This window comes from Kytococcus sedentarius (assembly GCF_041937525.1).
GTDB classification, from domain to species: domain Bacteria; phylum Actinomycetota; class Actinomycetes; order Actinomycetales; family Dermatophilaceae; genus Kytococcus; species Kytococcus sedentarius_A.
The window spans coordinates 1,814,709-1,833,190 of record NZ_CP169391.1 but is presented as its reverse complement, the minus strand read 5'-3'; the positions used below and the strand labels follow the sequence as shown (position 1 = coordinate 1,833,190).

General features: G+C 71.6%; 18 protein-coding genes and 1 riboswitch. Of the genes, 9 read left to right on the top strand and 9 right to left on the bottom strand.

What is annotated here, in order from left to right; translation table 11 throughout:
* Window position 1: 1 nt before the first annotated feature.
* Together ACEY2A_RS08520 and ACEY2A_RS08515 are read right to left on the bottom strand one after the other, a co-directional pair.
* Window positions 2-1,063 (bottom strand): pirin family protein, encoded by a 1,062-nt coding sequence (locus ACEY2A_RS08520; RefSeq protein ID WP_374928175.1) that lies wholly within the window; start codon window positions 1,061-1,063, stop codon window positions 2-4.
* Window positions 1,064-1,198: 135 nt separating this feature from the next.
* Window positions 1,199-2,443 (bottom strand): M14 family zinc carboxypeptidase, encoded by a 1,245-nt coding sequence (locus ACEY2A_RS08515; RefSeq protein WP_374928174.1) that lies wholly within the window; start codon window positions 2,441-2,443, stop codon window positions 1,199-1,201.
* A 148-nt stretch (window positions 2,444-2,591) separates the two neighbouring features.
* Here ACEY2A_RS08515 and ACEY2A_RS08510 point away from each other — a divergent pair, with 148 nt between their 5' ends.
* On the top strand, window positions 2,592-3,095 hold the full coding sequence (locus ACEY2A_RS08510; RefSeq protein ID WP_374928173.1) for a low molecular weight protein-tyrosine-phosphatase: 504 nt from the start codon (window positions 2,592-2,594) through the stop codon (window positions 3,093-3,095).
* Window positions 3,092-3,913 (top strand): fructosamine kinase family protein, encoded by an 822-nt coding sequence (locus tag ACEY2A_RS08505; RefSeq protein WP_374928172.1) that lies wholly within the window; start codon window positions 3,092-3,094, stop codon window positions 3,911-3,913. Before ACEY2A_RS08510 ends, ACEY2A_RS08505 begins: the two co-directional genes overlap by 4 nt.
* Before the next feature lie 44 nt (window positions 3,914-3,957).
* Here ACEY2A_RS08505 and ACEY2A_RS08500 read toward each other — a convergent pair whose 3' ends face one another.
* The 4 genes from ACEY2A_RS08500 to ACEY2A_RS08485 form a co-directional block, all read right to left on the bottom strand.
* A complete protein-coding gene (locus ACEY2A_RS08500) occupies window positions 3,958-4,227 on the bottom strand; it encodes a DUF3072 domain-containing protein (RefSeq protein ID WP_204159976.1) in 270 nt (89 codons plus the stop codon).
* Window positions 4,228-4,276: 49 nt separating this feature from the next.
* Window positions 4,277-5,716, bottom strand: coding sequence for a hypothetical protein (locus ACEY2A_RS08495; protein WP_374928171.1), 1,440 nt, complete (start codon window positions 5,714-5,716; stop codon window positions 4,277-4,279).
* 154 nt (window positions 5,717-5,870) lie between these two features.
* On the bottom strand, window positions 5,871-7,652 hold the full coding sequence (locus tag ACEY2A_RS08490; protein WP_374928170.1) for a S8 family serine peptidase: 1,782 nt from the start codon (window positions 7,650-7,652) through the stop codon (window positions 5,871-5,873).
* 98 nt (window positions 7,653-7,750) lie between these two features.
* Entirely contained in the window at window positions 7,751-8,179 is a 429-nt protein-coding gene (locus ACEY2A_RS08485) for a phage holin family protein (RefSeq protein ID WP_374928169.1), read from the bottom strand.
* Window positions 8,180-8,282: 103 nt separating this feature from the next.
* On the opposite strand from ACEY2A_RS08485, the gene hisC reads away from it, so the two are divergent.
* From hisC to ACEY2A_RS08460, 5 genes are all read left to right on the top strand, one after another.
* The gene (hisC, locus tag ACEY2A_RS08480) at window positions 8,283-9,395 is read left to right on the top strand and encodes a histidinol-phosphate transaminase (protein ID WP_374928168.1); all 1,113 of its coding nucleotides are present in this window, start codon (window positions 8,283-8,285) and stop codon (window positions 9,393-9,395) included.
* Between the two features lie 175 nt (window positions 9,396-9,570).
* The gene (pdhA, locus tag ACEY2A_RS08475; RefSeq protein ID WP_374928167.1) at window positions 9,571-10,776 is read left to right on the top strand and encodes a pyruvate dehydrogenase (acetyl-transferring) E1 component subunit alpha; all 1,206 of its coding nucleotides are present in this window, start codon (window positions 9,571-9,573) and stop codon (window positions 10,774-10,776) included.
* A 4-nt stretch (window positions 10,777-10,780) separates the two neighbouring features.
* The gene (locus tag ACEY2A_RS08470; protein WP_374928166.1) at window positions 10,781-11,770 is read left to right on the top strand and encodes an alpha-ketoacid dehydrogenase subunit beta; all 990 of its coding nucleotides are present in this window, start codon (window positions 10,781-10,783) and stop codon (window positions 11,768-11,770) included.
* 21 nt (window positions 11,771-11,791) lie between these two features.
* A complete protein-coding gene (locus ACEY2A_RS08465; protein ID WP_374928165.1) occupies window positions 11,792-13,636 on the top strand; it encodes a 2-oxo acid dehydrogenase subunit E2 in 1,845 nt (614 codons plus the stop codon).
* 99 nt (window positions 13,637-13,735) lie between these two features.
* Entirely contained in the window at window positions 13,736-14,950 is a 1,215-nt protein-coding gene (locus ACEY2A_RS08460) for an MFS transporter (protein WP_374928164.1), read from the top strand.
* A 79-nt stretch (window positions 14,951-15,029) separates the two neighbouring features.
* Here ACEY2A_RS08460 and ACEY2A_RS08455 read toward each other — a convergent pair whose 3' ends face one another.
* From ACEY2A_RS08455 to ACEY2A_RS08445, 3 genes are all read right to left on the bottom strand, one after another.
* Entirely contained in the window at window positions 15,030-15,818 is a 789-nt protein-coding gene (locus tag ACEY2A_RS08455; protein WP_374928163.1) for an ABC transporter ATP-binding protein, read from the bottom strand.
* Complete coding sequence (locus tag ACEY2A_RS08450) at window positions 15,815-16,978, bottom strand: ABC transporter permease (protein ID WP_374928162.1); 1,164 nt, start codon at window positions 16,976-16,978, stop codon at window positions 15,815-15,817. The genes ACEY2A_RS08455 and ACEY2A_RS08450 overlap by 4 nt, the downstream gene beginning before the upstream one ends.
* Before the next feature lie 138 nt (window positions 16,979-17,116).
* A complete protein-coding gene (locus ACEY2A_RS08445) occupies window positions 17,117-17,713 on the bottom strand; it encodes a TetR/AcrR family transcriptional regulator (RefSeq protein ID WP_374928161.1) in 597 nt (198 codons plus the stop codon).
* 69 nt (window positions 17,714-17,782) lie between these two features.
* Between ACEY2A_RS08445 and ACEY2A_RS08440 the strand changes: the two genes are divergently transcribed.
* Both ACEY2A_RS08440 and ACEY2A_RS08435 read left to right on the top strand, forming a co-directional pair.
* A complete protein-coding gene (locus ACEY2A_RS08440; protein ID WP_374928160.1) occupies window positions 17,783-17,959 on the top strand; it encodes a hypothetical protein in 177 nt (58 codons plus the stop codon).
* Window positions 17,960-18,036: 77 nt separating this feature from the next.
* A riboswitch (SAM riboswitch) is annotated at window positions 18,037-18,151 on the top strand.
* A 30-nt stretch (window positions 18,152-18,181) separates the two neighbouring features.
* Window positions 18,182-18,478, top strand: a complete 297-nt coding sequence (locus ACEY2A_RS08435) for a hypothetical protein (protein ID WP_374928159.1) — start codon at window positions 18,182-18,184, stop codon at window positions 18,476-18,478.
* Window positions 18,479-18,482: the final 4 nt, after the last annotated feature.

The window sequence follows — 18,482 nt, the reverse complement described above, 5'->3', positions numbered from 1 at the left end:
CCTACCCGCGCGGGCGCAGGCGCACGTTGGGCAGCACCGGTGCGGGGATGGGGTCCGGCGTCCCGCCGGGCCACGGACCGAACAGCTCCGCCTCGTCGTCCACCCCGTCCACCGGGGTCGATGCGGGGTCCGTGCCCGGCGCCGTACCGTCACCGACCACGTCGCTGCCGGTTCCGTCTGCTCCGGCCCCCTCCGCCCCGATTTCCCGCTGGTAGCGCGCCCGGTAGGCCGCCACCTCGTCGTGCGAACGGCCCACGAAGTTCCACCACATGACGATCTGCTCGCCCAGCGGCACCCCGCCGACCAGCACCACCCGCGCCCCGTCCGGCCCGCCACCGAGCACCAGGTGCGTGTGACCCGGCGCGTGGTACCGCAGGTGGTCCACCGGCATCGACTCGTCACACACCACGGGGGTGCCCGAGTCCGCCAGCACCCCGTACTCGAACGCCGGGTCGAGCTCCAGCACCACCTCGCTCCCCGCATCGAGGACGATCTCGGCGGCCACCAGCCCGGCGGTCCGCGTCCGCACCGGCGAGGTCGAGCCCGCCAGCGACCCGATGAACACCCGCGCCGTCCCGCCGTCGAGATCCACCTCGGGCGCCCGGTAGGTCTGCAGGTCGGGCTCGCCGTGGCGCTCCGCATCGGGCAGCGCGTACCAGAGCTGGACGCCCCGCAGCAGGCGCGTGTCGTCGGTGGAGAACTCCTGGTGGGTGATGCCGCGCCCCGCCGTCATGAGCGCCAGGTCGCCGGGCTCGATGCGGGCCTCGCCGCCGGTGGAGTCCAGGTGGTCGATCGCTCCGTCGAACAGCCAAGAGACCGTTGCGAGCCCCGTGTGCGGGTGCCGGGGAACCTTCATGCCCGAGGCGGGGGTCACCTCATCGGGCCCGTAGTGGTCCAGGAAGCACCAGGCGCCGATGAGGGAGAGCGCCCGCTGCGGCAGGGTGCGCCGGACGGTCATCGCCCGCGGCCCGCCGAGCGGTACCTCGCGCGGGGCGAGGAGCTCGGGTTGGGTGGAGTCGTTCTCACAGACGGTCTCGGTGGGGTGCGGGTCGGGGTTGCTCATGGTGCCTCCGGGGTCGTTCGCCCCAGTCCACCACGCCCGGCGGGCCAGGTGGGGGACCAGCGGCTGGACCCGGCCCCCCTACACACACGAATGCGCCCGGGAGGGACTCCTCCCGGGCGCACGTCGGTGTGGTCGTCAGTTACGCGGGTACGTGGTCGGCGGGATGTCGTCGTAGCGGGTGGGGTCGAGCTCGTCGACCGAGTCGTCCGCCACGGAGGTGACGATCCCCATCAGACCGGTCTCGACCGCCTTCACCAACTGTCCCTTCTTCTTGGCGCCCCACGACTGGGTCTGGCCCCGAACCTCGAAGAGGACGGTGCCCGAGCCGTTGAGAGCGAAGGAGCCCAGGGCGGTGCCCGGCAGGTTGACCTCCTGGTTGTAGAGGGAGATGTTGCCGAACGGCGAGTTGCCCCGGGCCCGGAGGGCGTCCAGGGCGGCGACGTTCAGGCGCTTGGAGTACTCCAGGTCGTAGCCCTTGTCGTACTGGGTGTGGTTCTCGATGTCGACGAACTTGCCGGAGAGCGAGAGCGTCACCTCCTCGCCGGTGTCGCCCACCAGGTAGCAGGGCCCCTGGTGGTGCAGGTCCACGAAGGTGTCCACCGTGCCGAACTCAGCCTGCAGGTCGGTGTAGAGGTCCCGGATGTTCTGGCTCTCGGGGTGGATGTACCAGCCCGGGTCGGCCGAGGTGCCGGGGAAGTCCTGCGCGGAGGGCACGTAGTCCAGGTCGGGGTGGAAGTCGCGGTTGACGTCGAAGCCCGGCTGGGAGGCGTAGTCGTCTCCCTGGCGCGGCTGCGTGTAGTAGTTCCACGGCGCGTTCGCTCCGGCCAGCTGCGGGAAGTCGGCCACCACCTCGTCCCAGGTGCGGTCGTTGGCGCGGCGGTCGAGCTCGCTGGCGTCCGGGTTCAGCTGCGGGACGGCCACGATGGTGACCTGCTCGCGCAGCTGCTTGGCCTGCGGGCTGTTCTTCGAGGCCTCCTTCAGCAGCGAGAGCAGGGCGTGCGTGCCGGTCTTCTCGTTCCCGTGGATCTCGCTCTGCAGCAGGATCACCTTGTCGCCCTGGCCCACGCGGGCGGACCAGACGTCCCGGCCCTGGTTGGACTGGCCGATGGTGTCGACCTGCACGGTGCCGCGGGTCTGCTGCTCGAGGCGGTGCAGGCGGTCGCCGAGCTCGGCGTGGCTGAGCCAGGAGTTCGACCCGGTGTCGCCGGTGTTGTCGTTGCAGCTCTGCCCCTGGAGGCTCGAGGCGGCGGGGGAGGCCGGCGCGGCCGCGGGGCCCGACGAACGCTCGAGGGGGGCGCTGCCGGCGGGCAGGGCCAGGGTGGCGCAGAGAGCCAGAGCCAGGGTGGAGCCGCCGACGGCGCGGTGCGTGGAACGGGACATGAGGGGCCTCCTGGTGTGGGTGGGGGTCCGGTCAGGTAACCCCGGGCTGCGCTGCCGCACAAGGTCTCTTGGGGGAATCGTGACCTTTCACCCACCGTGCCCCGCCCCACGCCCCGCCGACCGTGGCCGCGTCTGGTGGACTGGGGTCATGCACATCGAATGCGTCTGCCTGGGGAACATCTGCCGCTCGCCCGCCGCGGAGGCGGTGCTCCGCCGGAAGTTCGCGGAGGCCGGCCTCGATGAGGTGACGGTCACCTCCGCCGGGACCGGCGACTGGCACGTGGGTCAGGACCCGTACCACCTGAGCAGCCAGGAGGGGGAGCGTCGCGGCTACACCTTCGAGACGGTGGCTCGGCAGATCGCGCCTGGTGACTTCGCCGGTGCGGACCTGGTGCTGGCCATGGACGAGCAGAACGCCGAGGACCTGCGCGCGCTCGCCCCGACGCCGCAGGACGCGGCGAAGGTGGTGGCCCTGGGTGCCTTCGCCCCCGGAGCCGATGCGGCCGACCCCGAGCCGGTCCCCGACCCCTACGGGCAGGACGCTGCGGCCTTCACCGCGATGTACGACCAGATCGAACCGGCCTGCGAGGGCCTGGTGGCCGCGGTGCGGGACGGCAGCTGGCGGCAGGTCGTGGAGCGCGCCGCACGATGAGCGCCGCGGCCACCGGCAGCACCGGCACCGAGGAGCGCGACGGCGAACGCGTCTTCGTGAAGTGCCACCCCTCCCCGCCGCACCGGTTGCTCGAGTTCGAGGCAGTCGGGCTGCGAACCCTGGCCGATGCGGGGGCGCGCGTGCCGCGGGTGCTGCACCTCGGAGGGACTGAGCTGGTGACCACGCTCGTCCCGGGGGCCGGCAGCGGGCGCCCGGCGGCGGAGGGTGACTTCGGGCGCGAGCTCGCTGCCCTGCATCGGACTACGCGACCGGCGGCCCCGGCGGAGGGCGACGACGCCGGCGTCACTGGGTACGGGGCGGTGGACGGCGACCCGGCCGGGTGGCTGGGGGCGTGCGAGATCGACCTCACGCCCTGTGCCACGTGGGCCGAGAGCCTGCTGGAGCGTCGGGTGCTCCCCCTGGCCCGGCGCGCGGTGGACGAGGGCGCCCTGGACCCCGCCGCGGTGGAGCTGGCGGGGCGGCTGGGCCCCGAGCACCTGGGGCCCGAGGAGCCGCCGACGCTCGTGCACGGCGACCTGTGGGCCGGGAACCGGGTGGTCGACGGGCAGGGCCGCTCGTGGCTGATCGATCCTTCGGCGCACTACGGCCATCGTGAGGAGGACATCGCGATGATGCACCTCTTCGGGGGCTTTGCGCGGCAGGAGTTCGCGGCCTACCAGGACGACTTCCCTCTGGCCGAGGGGTGGCGCGAGCGGCTGGGCACCTTCCAACTGGTGCCTCTGCTCGTGCACGCGCTGCTCTTCGGTGGGAGGTACGGCGACCGGGCCGTGCAGGAACTCCTCCGCGCCGTCGGCTGAGGCGCCCGCCGGGACGGTTCAACCGACGACGAGGCGCGGTTCGTTCACTCCTGCTCGGGTACCCGGTCGCTCGAGCCCTGCAGGCGGTCGATGTGCTCGGACGCCTCGGCCTTCGTGAGATCGGCGGGCAGTTCCTCCCCGGCCTCACGGGCGAGGGTGTCCAGGTAGCTCCGCTGGGCACCGGTCATGGGCTCCTCGCCCGTCACCCAGTCCTGCGGGTCGCGCTCCGCGGAGTTCCCGGGTTGCGGGGTGGCGGACCCGAGGGTCTCCCCCGACTCGTCAGCGACGTTCGTGTTCTGTGGAATGTCGGTCATGTGTACGAGGGTACGCCCCCCGTGGCTGTCGGGCCACTGGGGGTCGTGTTCAGTGCGAGTGGCTCGCGTCCACGTGGTCGTGGCCCTCGTGGTCACCGTCGCCGTGATCGCCCTCGTGCTCGTGACCCTGCTCGTCACCGCCGGGCACGTCACCGCTGATGCCGCTCAGCTCGTTGGGCACGTTCTGCAGCGGGGCGGACTTCTCGACCTTCCACGCCTCCAGGTCGATCCGGTGCACCTTCTTGGTCGCCGGCTCGGTGACGAACGCGGTCTGCCCCATCACGAAGAGGTTCGGGCCGGGCTTCTGCCAGTCCTCGTTCTCGCTCCAGGTCTTGATGACCGGGAGCTTGCGCGCGACCTCGCCCTTCTCCACGTCCACCTCGTGCAGGGCGCCGTCGTAGCCGAGCACCAAGCCGTTGCCCTCGGGGGTGCGGCCCAGCGAGCGGAACCAGTAGGAGGTGCCCAGGTCGACGGTCTCGAGCTCGCCGGAGCGGGTGTCGACCACGGCCACCTGCTCGGGGCGCTCGTGCTCGGCATCCTTCTCGACCTTCAGGTCGGCGAAGGCGAACGGGGAGACGGCGCTCCCGCGCTGGTTGCCCATGCGGGAGTACTCCCCGGGGCCGTCCACCTTGGAGAACGAGCCGTCGCGCCAGACGAGCATGCCGTCCTCGCAACCGAAGGTGATGGCCCCCTTCACCTCGGCCTCGCCGTGGATGCCCGGGCACTCCTCGCTGCGCGCGATCTCCTTGCCGTCGCCGTCGAGCGCCATCACGCCGGTGCGCTCGTCCTCGGTGCCCAGCGTCACGAGCATGCCGCCGTCGTGCGTGGGGACGGCCACACCGTGGTGGGCGTGCTGGGCCTTCCAGGTCTCGGTCTTCGGGGTGGCGCCGGCCAACAGGTGCTCGGCCGCGAACTCCTGCACCTCGCCGGTCCCGTCGGCCCACAGGAGCACCCGGCCGTCGTGGTGGGTGACGTGGCCGGGGTGGTCGCCCTCGAAGACGATCTCGGTGCGCTGCGGGTCCTTCGTGTAGCTGTGGGCGTGGTCGCCGTGCGGCTGACTCCAGGCGCCCAAGTCCAGCATCGCCCAGCCGCTGCCCTCGCTCAAAGCCAGATGGCGGTTGTCGCCGACCTCGCTCAAACGGGTGAACCCTTCGGCCTCCATCGGCTTCCCCACCGGCTCGAGGGACTCCGCGTCGAGCACCTGCACCCCACCGTCGTAGGTGTAGGCGATGCGGGCCTGGGGGCCGGCGGCCTCGACCGGGGCGTCGGCCTCCTCACCGGAGCTGCCCTCGTCACCCGATGCGGAGTCGTCGCCGGATACGGAGTCGTCACCCCCGCTGGTCTGGTCGCCGGATGCGGCGGGCGCGGAGGAGGTCTCCTTCGTCGCGTCGTCCTCGTCCTGGCCGCAGGCGCTCAGCGTCAGGACTCCGGCGAGGCAGAGGCTGAAGGCGGCGGCAGGACGGGACGAGTTCTTGAGAATGGTTCGCATGGACGGAAGCATACACGCGAAAGGGAATCGTTCTCATCACGCACATTGGTCCAGGTGTTCCGGCCCGCGACGCTCCCTCGCTCGCCGCGGTCCATCCCTCGACACGGCGCGACGGCGCCACCCGTGCGGGTGACGCCGTCGGCGGGGGCCCGGCTCAGTGCTTGTGCGGGGTCTTGCTCACGGCGCTCGCGGCGTTGATGATGCCGTGCCCGTAGAAGCCGTTGAAGTCCGCGTCGCCCTCACAGGTGGCGGTGTAGCGGTCGGACAGGCCCGGGTAGGAGAACACCTCGGCGTCGCAGTCGCGCTCGTGCGCCGAGGTCGTGATGGCACCCTCCACGCGCTTGGGCTGCATCTTGCGGCCGCCGAGCCGGTTGTCCGGCTGGCCCTTCTCCTCGATCACCAGCGCGGCCACGCCGGTGACGTGGGGCGAGGCCATCGAAGTGCCCTGCATGTACTGGTAGTAGGCCACCTCGCCGCCAGCGAGCTCCTCGCGCACCACGAAGTCGCTGGTGGGCATCCCGTTCTCGTCGAGGTCGCCGGACTCCTCCAGGACGCCCTTCGGGGCCGCCGCCAGGATCAGGTTCTCCGGGGTCGTGGTCATGGACCCGTCCTCGAAGTCGCGGTACGCGCCACCGGGGGCCGCCACGTGGATCTCGGCCACGCCGTAGTTCGAGTAGTACGACTTCAGGCCGGACGGGCCGACCGCCGAGACGCCCATGGAGCCGTCGCCCTCGACGGGCAGGTCCAGGCAGGAGTTGTCGATCTCGCGCTCCCGCACCTCTCCCTCGGGGTAGTTCGGGCTCGAGTCGTCGGTGGTCACCTTGCCGAGGTCCAGGGCGGAGTTGCCCAGCGAGCTCACGAGCGTGACGCCGTGCGACCGCGCGTACCCCAGGGCACGGTTTGTGGCCTCGATCGTGAAGCGCTGCTCGGCCTGCTCCTCGGGGCTGTCGGCGGGGTTGTTCGGGCAGTTGAACGCCCACGGGTCGATGTAGTAGCTCATGTTCACCACGTCGACGCCCGCGGACGGGGCGTAGGTGAGGGCCTCCAGCGTGGGCTCCAGGAAGAAGTAGCCGCTGTCCTGGCCCACGCGCAGGTTCACGAGGTCGGCGTCGGGGGCCACGCCCACGATGCCGTGGCCGTTGCGCGCCGAGGCGATGGTGCTCGCGACGTGGGTGCCGTGCCCGCCCTCGTCGACGTCGTTGGCGTCCTTGCAGTCCGCCTCCTCGCAGGGCCCGTCGATCTCGGGGATGTCCGTGGTGAAGTTGCGGGAGAGGGCCGCGTTGAAGTTGGCCGCGAGGTCCGGGTGGTCGCCGTCCACGCCGGTGTCCATCACGCCGACGCGTGCGCCCTTGCCGGTGGCGGTGCGGTGGGCCTCGGGGGCGTCGATCATGTCGATATTCCACTGGCGGTCGCTGAGGGAGTCCCCGGCCGGCACCGGGCCGGGCTGGGGCTTGCCCTTCCCCTTCCCCTTGCCCTTGCCGTGCCCCTCGCCGGTGGCGCGCTCGTGGGCGCGGTCCGATGCGGGGTGCGCGGGACGCTGCGAGCGCACCTTCTCCACCTCGTCGGCGCGGCGGACCTTGTCGGCGAGGTCGCTCCCGGGCGTGTAGCCGATGACCTTGTCGGCCATGGTGCCCTCGATGACCGTGGAGCCGGCCAGGCGGGCAGCGAGGTCGACCGGTCCGTTCACCGTGTAGAGGGCGATGGCCTCGTTCGTCTGGGCCACCTCACCCCCCGCGGCCTCGATGGCGGCGCGCACGGAGGCGTCGTCGGCGCCCTCGGCGGCGAGGACCAGGTGGCGCTGCGTGCCGGTGCCGGTGGTCGCCTGCGCGGGGTCCGCGGTGGTGGGGACGGCGGTGCTGGGGCTCGAGGCCACCAGCGTCCCGGTCAGGGCGATGGCGCCGAGCGCGGCGCCGATGCGTCGGGTGGTGTGTGACATGAGGGGTTCCTTCGGGTCGGGGCGCCCGGGTCGGGCGCAACACGAACCCGCGTCACGATACTCGCCCGTGACCCACATCACACCTCCTCGCGCCTCGCTCAGTAACGACGGTGCTGGCCGCCGGCCAGCACGACCCGGTCGTCCTCACCGTCCGGGAGCAGCAGGTTCAGCAGCATGGCCACGAAGGTCACGACCACCGCCCCGAGGATGGCCGACCAGAAGAACGAGTCGACGTGGAAGTCCAGGCCCAGGGCGCCGGAGGCCCAGGAGAGCAGTGAGAGCATGGCCGCGTTGATGATGAACGTGAACAGCCCCAGGGTGAGGATGATCAGCGGGAAGCTGAACAGCTTCACCAGCGGCTTCACCAAGGTGTTGATGACGCCGAACAGCAGGGCCACCAGGACCACGCTGAGCAGGCGGGTGCCCAGCTCGTCGGCCTCACTGCCGATGGCGATGCCGGGCACCACGAGGGCGGCGACCCACAGGGCGAGTCCGTTGACGACGGTCTTGAGGAAGAACTGGCGCATGGGACAAGCGTCCCACCCCCGTAGCGGCCCGCTGTGCACCGGCGTGACCGGGCGAGTGTCGACCCGGTCACGCAGTGGCCGCCGTCACGGATAGATTGACGCCATGAGTGACCCCACCTCGCAGGCCCCCTCCACCTCCGACCAGGTGCGTCTCCGCGGCGCCCTGGACGCACTGCCGGCCTACAAGCCCGGCAAGCCCGCGCCCGCGGTGGAGGGCCTGACCAGCTACAAGGTGAGCTCCAACGAGAACCCCTACCCGCCGCTGCCCAGCGTGCAGGAGGCCGTCTCCGACGCCGCGCAGACCTTCAACCGCTACCCGGACATGGGCGCGGCCCGCATGCTGGCCGGCATCGCCGAGCACTGCGGCGTGCAGCCCCAGAACGTGGCCATCGGCACCGGGTCGGTGGGCGTGCTGCAGCAGCTGGTGCAGATCACCTGCGACCCGGGCGACGAGGTCGTCTACGCCTGGCGCTCCTTCGAGGCCTACCCCATCGTCATCGGCCTGGCCGGCGCCCAGAGCGTGCAGGTGCCGCTGGACGCCGAGTCCCGCCACGACCTCGACGCCATGGCCCAGGCCATCACCGACCGCACGCGCCTGGTCCTGGTCTGCACGCCGAACAACCCGACCGGGCCCAGCGTCCGCGCCGACGAGCTCGACGCCTTCCTGGGCAAGGTCCCCCGCGACGTGCTGGTCGTGATCGACGAGGCCTACCTCGAGTTCAACGAGTCCGAGGAGACCCCCGACGCCCTGGCCGTGCAGGCCCAGCACCCCAACGTGGTGGTGCTGCGCACCTTCTCCAAGGCCTACGGGCTGGCGGGGCTGCGCGTGGGCTACGCCATCGCCTCTGAGCGGGTGGCTGAGGCGCTGCGCAAGGCGGCCGTGCCCTTCGGCGTGAGCCAGCTGGCGCAGGACGCCGTGCTCGCGAGCTTCGACGCCATGGACGAGCTGGACGAGCGCGTGGCCGCGCTGAAGGTGCAGCGCCGCCAGGTGGTCGACGCCCTCACCGAGCAGGGCTGGGAGATCCCGGAGTCGCAGGCCAACTTCGTCTGGCTCCCCCTCGGTGAGCAGACTCTGGACTTCGCCGCCTTCGCCGCGGAGAACGGCCTCGTCGTGCGCCCCTTCGCCGGCGAGGGGGCGCGTGTCACCATCGGCGAGGACGAGGCCAATGCGCGCCTCATCGACCTCTGCCGCCAGTGGCGCGAGCGCACCGCCTGATCCCCTGACACCCCATTGAGAACGCCCCCACCGGCTGGCTGCCGTCCACCGGTGGGTCCCGACCCGGCACGCTGCCCACGTAGTAGCGTGACCTGAGCCACAACGACCGTGATCCCGCGGTCCAGCCGGCGCGCCAGCGCGCCGCAGCCGACCTCGGAGCAAGCAAGGAGACACCGTGAGCGACCCCCATGTCGAGGCCGCGCAGGACGCGCTGCAGGAGAGCGTGAGTCGCGCCCCGGAGGGCGCCGACGCCCAGCCGGTCGACGTCACCGACGGCGGACCCGAGATGGTCCAGTTCCTGACCCCCGAGGGCGAGCGCATCGAGACCGAGCTCAACGCGCCGTACGCGCGCTACCTCGAGGGCATCGACGCCGAGGTCCTGAAGGCCATGTACCGCGACATGGTGCTGGTGCGCCGTGTGGACGCCGAGGGCTTCGCGCTGCAGCGTCAGGGCGAGCTGGGCCTGTGGCCCTCCCTGCTGGGCCAGGAGGCCGCCCAGGTGGGCATGGGCCGCGCCCTGAAGCCGCAGGACTACGTCTTCCCCGGGTACCGCGAGCACGGCCTGGCCTGGACCAAGGGCGTCGACCCGGAGAACCTGCTGGGCATGTTCCGTGGCGTGAACCACGGTGGGTGGGACTCCAAGGAGAACAACTTCCACCTGTACACCATCGTGATCGGCAACCAGATGCTTCACGCCACCGGGTACGCCCGCGGCGTGCAGCTGGACGGCGACTGGGCCACGGGTGACGACACCCGCGACACCGCCGTGGTGGCCTGCACCGGTGACGGTGGCACCTCCCAGGGCGACTACAACGAGGCGATGGTGTTCGCCGCCGTGGCCAAGTCCCCGTGCGTGTTCTTCGTGCAGAACAACCAGTGGGCCATCTCCGAGCCCACCCACCGCAACTTCGTGGTGGAGCCCTTCAAGCGCGCCGCGGGCTTCGGCTTCCCGGGCGTCCGCGTGGACGGCAACGACATCCTCGCCTCGATGGCGGTCGGCGCCTGGGCGCTCGACCACGCCCGCTCCGGCAAGGGCCCCGTGCTGGTGGAGGCGTTCACCTACCGCATGGGTGCGCACACCACCTCCGACGACCCCACCAAGTACCGCGAGGACTCGCAGGTCGAGGCGTGGCGGGCCAAGGACCCCATCGACCGCCTGAAGAAGCACATGGTGGCCCAGGGGATCGGTGACGACGAGTTCTTCGCCGCGATCGACGCCGAGGCCGACGAGATGGCCGCCCGCGTCCGCAAGGCCTGCCAGACCATGCCGGACCCCGAGCTGCCGACCATGTTCGACCACACCTACGCCGGCGAGCACGCGCCGCTGACCGATGAGGGTCGCGCGTTCGTCGAGTACCACGCCGGCTTCGAAGGGAACTGAACCGATGAGCGCCAAGAAGATGACGCTGGCCAAGGCACTCAACGCCGGCATGCGCAAGTCCATGCAGGACGACCCCAAGGTGGTGATGCTCGGTGAGGACATCGGCCGCCTGGGTGGCGTCTTCCGCATCACCGAGGGCCTGATCGACGAGTTCGGCGAGGAGCGCGTGATCGACACGCCGCTGGCCGAGTCCGGCATCGTCGGCACCGCAGTGGGCCTGGCCCTGCGCGGCTACCGCCCGGTGGTGGAGATCCAGTTCGACGGCTTCGTGTACCCGGCCTTCGACCAGATCATCAGCCAGGTCTCCAAGATGCACGCCCGTTCGCTGGGCCACCTGAAGATGCCGATCGTCATCCGCATCCCGTTCGGTGGCGGCATCGGTGCCGTGGAGCACCACAGCGAGTCCAACGAGGCCTACTTCGCCCACACCGCCGGCCTCAAGGTCGTCTGTGCGGCCACCCCGGAGGACGGCTACTGGATGATGCAGCAGGCCATCGCCAGCGACGACCCGGTGGTCTTCTACGAGCCCAAGCGCCGGTACCACGAGAAGGGTGAGGTGGAGTTCTCCACCGATGGGCAGGCCGCCATGGACCTGCACTCCTCGCGGGTGGTGCGGGAGGGCTCGGACGTGACCCTGGTGACCTACGGGCCGATGGTGAAGACCTGCATGCAGGCCGCTCAGGCCGCGCAGGAGGAGGGGCGTTCGCTGGAGGTCATCGACCTGCGCACGCTCAACCCGCTGGACCTCGACCCGGTGATCGAGTCGGTGAAGAAGACCGGCCGCGTGGTCGTGGTGCACGAGGCCCCGACCTTCCTGGGCATGGGCTCGGAGATCGCCGCGCAGGTGACTGAGAAGTGCTTCTACCACCTGGAGGCCCCGGTGGCACGCTGTGGCGGGTACAACATCCCCTACCCGCCCAGCCGTTACGAGGAGGAGTACCTCCCCAACCTGGACCGCATCCTGTTCCACGTCGACGAGGTCCTGGCGCACTGACGCCGGGTAGGAGCCACGGATATGAGCATTCAGCACTATGTCCTGCCGGACCCCGGTGAGGGTCTGACCGAGGCCGAGATCGTCTCCTGGAAGGTGAAGCCGGGCGACCAGGTGAAGGTCAACGACGTCGTCGTGGAGGTGGAGACCGCCAAGTCGCTCGTCGAGCTGCCGGTGCCCTTCGCCGGCACCGTCGTGGAGCTGCTGGTCGCCGAGGGCGACGAGGTGGAGGTGGGCGCGCCCATCATCGCCATCGAGGACGGGGAGGGTGGCTCGCCGGCTCCCTCCGCCGCCGGTGGTGCCTCCTCCATGGGCTCCGATGCGGGCAGCGGCCAGCCGGCTGCATCGCCTGCGGGCCCGTCGTCCACCTCGCAGGCCTCCTCGGGCAACCCGACCTCGCCGGAGGCCGGCGGCGGTGCTGCTGCCGGTGGCGGCGTGGAGCACTACGTCCTGCCGGACCCGGGTGAGGGTCTGACCGAGGCCGAGATCGTCTCCTGGAAGGTGAAGGTCGGCGACGAGGTCAAGGTCAACGACGTCGTCGTGGAGGTGGAGACCGCCAAGTCGCTGGTGGAGCTGCCCATCCCGTTCGCCGGTGTGGTCGAGGAGCTGCTGGCTCAGGAGGGCCAGGAGGTGCCGGTGGGTGACCCGATCATCGCCGTGCGCACCGGCAACGCTGCTGCGGCTCCGGCCGCGGGTGGCGACCAGGCTGCCGGCGGTGAGGCCGCGGCCGGTGACGACGGCGAGGAGCGCGTCGCCAACCTGGTCGGCTACGGCGCCGTGGCGGGTTCCACGACCCGCCGCCGCCGCTCCGGTGGCGGACAGGCCGCAGCGGCACCCGCTGCTCCGGCCCCGGCCGCCGCTCCGGCATCGGCTCCCGCCCCCGTGCACGAGTCCGTGGGCCACGCGGCCTCCGGCGGTGAGAAGCCCAAGGCCAAGCCGCCGGTGCGCAAGTTCGCCAAGGACAACGGCATCGACCTGCGCACCGTCCAGCCCACGGGGCCGAACGGCATCATCACGCGGCAGGACGTCGAGCAGGCGCTCGCCGGTGGCGGCGCGCAGACCGGTGGCCAGGCGGCTGCCGGTGCGGACGCTGGTGCGGCCGCCGCGGCGCCGGCTGGTGTGGCCGCTGCGGCTGCCACCCCCATCGCGGCCGGCGAGCGGGAGACCCGCACCCCCATCAAGGGTGTGCGCAAGATGACCGCACAGGCCATGGTGAACAGCGCGTTCACCGCCCCGCACGTCACGGAGTTCATCACCTTCGACATCAGCGCCACCATGGAGATGGTGGAGAAGCTGAAGGCCGACCGTGCGTTCAAGGACATCAAGGTCACGCCGCTGCTGCTGGTGGCCAAGGCCGTGGTGCTGGCGGCCAAGCGCAACCCGGAGATCAACGCCAAGTGGGACGAGGCCAATCAGGAGATCGTCCAGTACGCGGACGTGAACCTGGGCATCGCCGCCGCCACCCCGCGGGGCCTGATCGTGCCGAACATCAAGGGGGCGCAGGACAAGTCCCTGGTGGAGCTGGGTACCGACCTCGGTGAGCTCATCTCCACGGCGCGTTCCGGCAAGACGCAGCCTGCGGACATGGGTGGTGGCACGGTCACCATCACCAACGTGGGTGTCTTCGGTGTCGACTCCGGCACGCCGATCCTCAACTCCGGTGAGGCCGCCATCCTGTGCTTCGGTGCCATCAACCGTCGCCCCTGGGTGGTCACCGACGCCGCCGGCAACGAGACGATCGAGCCGCGCTGGGTCACCGAGCTCGCGCTGAGCTTCGACCACCGCCTGGTGAACGGCGACCTGGGCTCCCGCTTCCTGGCCGACGTGGCCGCGTTGCTGGAGGACCCGGGCAAGGCATTCATCTGGTGACCTGAGTCGACCAGGGCAGGGGCGGGACCGGGCGGATGCCGGTCCCGCCCCTGCTGCGTACCCTCAGGGCATGCACCGGGCGCAGAGTGGAGTGGGGTGGTGAGCCCCGCCGACGCCCGGTCCCGCTGGTCGGTGCCCGTGACCCCCGGCGGCCCGACGCTGCGGCAGCTGGCGTTCTCGGCCTATGCGCCGATGCTGCTGTGGTCCATCGCGCTGGCGGGAACCCTGCCGGTGCTCCCCCTCATCGCGATGCGTCTGGGCGCCGGCGCTGGACAGGCGGCCCTCATCGTGGCCCTGCAGGGGGTGGCCGCGATGGCCACGGGGATCCCCGCGGGCATGGCCACCGAGCGCATCGGTGAGCGGCGCGCCATGACCGGTGCCGGGGTGCTGAGTGCCTGCGCGATGCTGCTCGTGCTCACCACCTCCTCGCTGGCGGTCCTGGCCCTGGGGGTGGTGCTGCTGGGCTGTTCCACGAGCGTGTTCATGCTGGCGCGGCAGAGCTATCTCACCTCGGCCTTCCCGCGGCGCCAGCTGGCGAGGGCGATGTCGACGCTCGGGGGCATGGCCCGCATCGGCTTCTTCGCCGGCCCGCTCATCGGTGCCGCGGCCATCTGGCAGGCGGGCATCCGCGGCCCCGTGGCGGTGTCGCTCGCGCTGCTGCTGGTGCTCACCCTCACCACGCTGTGGTTGCCCCGGCTGCCGGGAGAGGTCGAGTCCCGTGCCACCCGCCCGCCGCCGATGCGGGGCGTCATCGCCGAGCACTGGCGCACCCTCGCGACCCTCGGCGCCGGGGTGGTGCTGTGCGCGGCGGCGCGCGGGTCGCGGACGGTGATCATGCCCCTGTGGGGCAGCCACATCGGTGTGGACGAGAGCGTGATCTCGCTGATCGTGGGGCTGGCCGGTCTGCTGGAGACGCTGACCTTCTACCCGGCCGGGGTGCTCATGGACCGGGTCTCACGGCGCGCCAACGCGATCCCGTCCATGGCGATCCTCGGTGCCGGTATCGCACTGGTGCCCCTGTCCGGTTCGGCGCTCACCCTGGCCCTGGCGGCCGTGGTCATCGGGTTCGGCAACGGGCTGGGCTCGGGGCTGGTGATGACCCTCTCCGGTGACGTGGCCCCCGAGGTGGGGCGCACGTCCTTCCTCGCGGTGATGCGCACCCTCGCCGATGGGGGCAACGCCGCAGGGCCGCTGGTGATCTCGGGCGTGACGGCCCTTGCGGGGCTCGGGGCGGCCATCGCGGTGGCGGCGTGCTTCGGCTTCGGGGCGTCGGCGGCCTTCGCCCGCTGGGTGCCCCGCGGACGCCCGGGCTGAGGAGCCCAGTGCGCCCCACCAGCGCGCGGGCCGATGGGGCGCAGTCGCCCGGGCTCTCACGGGCACCAGGCCACGAACCTCAGGAGTGGGGGTGCAGTCGGCCGTCCACCATCTCCACCACGCGGTCGCAGTGACCCAGCACCCCGTGGTCGTGGGTGACCATCACACCGGCGATCCCGCGGTCGTGGCACTGACGCGCCAGCAGGCCCACGATCTCCTGGCTGCGGCGGCTGTCCAGGGCGGCCGTCGGCTCGTCCACCAGCAGCAGGTCCGGAGCGTTCACCAGTGCCCGCGCGATGCCCACCCGCTGGCGCTCACCACCGGAGAGCTGTCCGGGGCGGTGGTTGGCCCGGTGGCCCATGTCGACGGCCTCCAGCAGCGGGTGGGGGTCGAACCCACCCTTCCGTCCGTGCGCGATGTGGTGGGCGAGCCGCAGCTGGTCGGCGGCGGTCAGAGCGGGCACCAGGTTGCCGGACTGGAACACGAAGCCCAGGTGGCGGCGGCGGAAGTCGGCCCGGCGGCCCTGGCCCCGCAGCTCGGCCAGCGGCTGGCCCTGCACCTCGACGGTGCCGGAGGTGGGGCTGGCCAGGGCGCCGGCCACTGCCAGCAGCGAGGACTTTCCGGCGCCCGAGGGGCCGATGACGGCCACGAACTCGCCGGGCTCCACGCGGAGGGTCACCTCGTCGAGGGCGCGGATCTTCTCGCTGCCGTCACCCACCTCGAGGGTGACCTCGTGCAGGTGCAGGCCGGGGGCGGGAGCACCCGCATCGGGGGCGGGGGTGGTCACGGCGGCGGTGTCGGCGCCCGCATCGGACAGGGTCTCCGCACGGGTCGACGCGGCGGCGAAGGGGGTGCGGGTGCTGCTCATCGGTTGCCTCCCAGGGCGGTGATCGGTTCGATGCGGGTGACCCGGAGCCCTGCGATGGCCGCACCCACCAGGCCCAGCAGGATGGTCAGGGCCGAGGCGATGGCGATGGGGCGTGCCTCCAGCGCGAAGGGCATGCCCTCCGGCATCAGCAGCCCCAGCCCCACGCCGGCTGCCACGCCCACGGCGGTGAAGGTGATCAGCAGGATCGCCGCCTGGGCCAGCCCGTCGCGCAGGAGGTAGCCGGCCGAGGCGCCCATGGCGCGCAGGACGGCGAGCTCGTGGCTGCGCTGGATGGTCCAGACGGTGAAGAAGGCACCCACGACCAGGGCCCCGATGGCGTAGAGGAAGACCTGGATCATGTCCAGGGTCATGGTCTCGGCCTGGTAACCGGGGGAGGCGTTGAACGACTCCTCGAGCGTCATGGAGGTGGTGGTGGCCGCCTCGTCCCCGGCGGCGAGGGAGCCGGCCGACCCGCTCGCGAGGTCCGTGCCCTCGGCGCCCTGCAGGGCGATGACCGAGGCCTGGTCGAAGTCCAGGGCGTCCACCTGCTCGGCGGTGGGGGCCTGGTCCGCGGGGGCCTGTCCGGCGGCGATCAGCTGCCAGGTGCCCAGCGGCAGGTAGGCGATGTCGACGTGGCCGAAGGTGGCCTGTCCGTCGGTGAAGCCCACGACCTCCAGCTGGGTGTCGATCCGGTCCAGGCTGATGACGGTGCCGAGGTCGATGCCCTCGCTGCGCAGGCTCTCGGAGACGACGATGCCGGCCGGCCCGCCCAGGGCCTCACCGTCCACGGGCTCCGGGGCCAGGAATCTGTCGGGTTCCACACCGAACAGCGTGAGGTCCACCTGCTGGCCCTCCTCGGTGACGGCGTTCATGATGGAGGCGCCCATGAGCTCGGCGTGCTCCACCCCGGGCTGCTCCTGCCAGGTCTCCAGCTGCCCGCCGTCCACCACGGAGCGGGAGAAGGCGTTGTCGGTCTTGGTGCCCTCGTCGAAGGCGAAGGCCGAGACGGGCATGGCCTTCAACCCGGAGACGCCGTCGTTGACGAGTCCGGACGACAGGCCCGAGAGCAGGACCATGAGGATGGCGATCAGGCTGATGACCAGGCCCATGAGGCTGAAACGTCCTCGGGCATGGGCCAGTTCGCGCAGGGCGAGGAACATGGGGAGGGGTCCTCCAGGAGTGATGACGACAGGGTGTCGGAAAAGTTGCCGACACTGTGTCATGAAGATGCCTGCTCCGCGAAATCCCCGCCCCGAGGGGTGAGCGTCGCCCCGCGGGCGCCGCGCCCGGGTGGCCCGTCAGCGCGCGGTGCCGTGCCCGCCGTGCTCCCGCACCAGTGGTCCGAGCACCACCTCGAGGTGCTGCAGGGCGGCCTCGAGCGTCCCCCCGGACTCCAGCAGCCGGGTGGCTCCGTGGACCACGGCGTTCACCAGCTCGGCCACCGCATCGGGGGACTCCACCCCCAGGCCCGCGAGCGTCTGCACCAGCGGCTCCTGGAGCTCCCGGTGCATCCGGGCGGCCTGCTCGTCGAGCTCCTCCCCGGGTGCCAGGGCGGCCAGGGCACTGCCCACGGCGTGGGCGCCCTCATCCACCAGGGCCACGTTCGCGGCGGCGTAGGCCATGATGCGGTCGGCCTCGGTGGGGGCCTGCCGCATGGCCCCGGAGATGCGTTCGGTCCACCGGGGGTAGATGTCCCGCACCATCGCCTGCAGCAGCTCCTGCTTGGAGGTGAAGTACTGGTAGATGCTGGTGCGCGCCAGCCCCGCCCGCTGGGCCACCTGCGACAGTGAGGGCGCCTCGCCGGTCTCCATCAGCAGCTCGTGGGCGGCGTCCAGCAGCGCACGCTCCCGCGCGGCGCGGTGTTCCGCGACCGTGGGCTCGTTGATGCGGGGCATGAGGCCGCAGACTACTCCCGCCGCGACCCGGGCCCGCACCAGCGAAGGGACGCCACTACCCTGCAGCGCATGCAGGGAAGCGCGACGTCTCACACCTGGTGGGTCCTCGGTCTGGTGCTGCTCCTGGCGGGTCCGGCCATCATCAGTTTCACCGAGTGGCAGTCCCGCGGCGTGCTGGGCTGGCTGTGCGTGTTGGTCGGGGCCGCGTGCGTGATCGCCCACGGCATCAGGTCACGACGGCGCTGAGTCGGCAGATGCCCGCCTGATCACCGGGCACCACGCCCCCGGGGAGGTTGTCGGTGGTGCTCGCTACCCTGTGGGCAGGTCAAGAGAGTCACCCACGCCTCCGGACAGAGGTGACCGGCAACCGCGTCGCCCGACACGGTGCCCTCCGGAGAAGACCTGGTCCCCTTCGACCGGAGGGGTCAAGCCGGGCACACGCGTGCCCCCGTTCCCCAGGGAGCCGTCATGAACACCACCCAGGACCGCCGCGACACCCCGTTCGCCGAGTTCACCGAGCACCGCACCGCCCAGGAGATCTCGGCGCTGCTGCACCACGGCCACATCATTCCGGTGCGGCTGGGCATCACCCAGGAGTACGTCCGTCAGCACTTCCCGGGCTGGACGTGGAACGAGCTGATGGCCGTGTGGCGCGCCGCCGGCATCGTCATCCGCACGCCGGGCGGCATCCCCGACTGCGATCCGCGGGTGCGCGCCGTGCACTTCACCGACGCCGAGCGCGTGCACGTGGAGTGGGCCGCCTGACGCG

What these genes read in the sequence shown, in the direction of transcription:
- ACEY2A_RS08520 (WP_374928175.1), bottom strand. Translation starts at nt 1,063, where the DNA reads ATGAGCAACCCCGACCCGCACCCCACCGAGACCGTCTGTGAGAACGAC.
- ACEY2A_RS08515 (WP_374928174.1), bottom strand. Translation starts at nt 2,443, where the DNA reads ATGTCCCGTTCCACGCACCGCGCCGTCGGCGGCTCCACCCTGGCTCTG.
- ACEY2A_RS08510 (WP_374928173.1), top strand. Translation starts at nt 2,592, where the DNA reads ATGCACATCGAATGCGTCTGCCTGGGGAACATCTGCCGCTCGCCCGCC.
- ACEY2A_RS08505 (WP_374928172.1), top strand. Translation starts at nt 3,092, where the DNA reads ATGAGCGCCGCGGCCACCGGCAGCACCGGCACCGAGGAGCGCGACGGC.
- ACEY2A_RS08500 (WP_204159976.1), bottom strand. Translation starts at nt 4,227, where the DNA reads ATGACCGACATTCCACAGAACACGAACGTCGCTGACGAGTCGGGGGAG.
- ACEY2A_RS08495 (WP_374928171.1), bottom strand. Translation starts at nt 5,716, where the DNA reads ATGCGAACCATTCTCAAGAACTCGTCCCGTCCTGCCGCCGCCTTCAGC.
- ACEY2A_RS08490 (WP_374928170.1), bottom strand. Translation starts at nt 7,652, where the DNA reads ATGTCACACACCACCCGACGCATCGGCGCCGCGCTCGGCGCCATCGCC.
- ACEY2A_RS08485 (WP_374928169.1), bottom strand. Translation starts at nt 8,179, where the DNA reads ATGCGCCAGTTCTTCCTCAAGACCGTCGTCAACGGACTCGCCCTGTGG.
- hisC (WP_374928168.1), top strand. Translation starts at nt 8,283, where the DNA reads ATGAGTGACCCCACCTCGCAGGCCCCCTCCACCTCCGACCAGGTGCGT.
- ACEY2A_RS08470 (WP_374928166.1), top strand. Translation starts at nt 10,781, where the DNA reads ATGAGCGCCAAGAAGATGACGCTGGCCAAGGCACTCAACGCCGGCATG.
- ACEY2A_RS08465 (WP_374928165.1), top strand. Translation starts at nt 11,792, where the DNA reads ATGAGCATTCAGCACTATGTCCTGCCGGACCCCGGTGAGGGTCTGACC.
- ACEY2A_RS08455 (WP_374928163.1), bottom strand. Translation starts at nt 15,818, where the DNA reads ATGAGCAGCACCCGCACCCCCTTCGCCGCCGCGTCGACCCGTGCGGAG.
- ACEY2A_RS08450 (WP_374928162.1), bottom strand. Translation starts at nt 16,978, where the DNA reads ATGTTCCTCGCCCTGCGCGAACTGGCCCATGCCCGAGGACGTTTCAGC.
- ACEY2A_RS08445 (WP_374928161.1), bottom strand. Translation starts at nt 17,713, where the DNA reads ATGCCCCGCATCAACGAGCCCACGGTCGCGGAACACCGCGCCGCGCGG.
- ACEY2A_RS08440 (WP_374928160.1), top strand. Translation starts at nt 17,783, where the DNA reads ATGCAGGGAAGCGCGACGTCTCACACCTGGTGGGTCCTCGGTCTGGTG.
- ACEY2A_RS08435 (WP_374928159.1), top strand. Translation starts at nt 18,182, where the DNA reads ATGAACACCACCCAGGACCGCCGCGACACCCCGTTCGCCGAGTTCACC.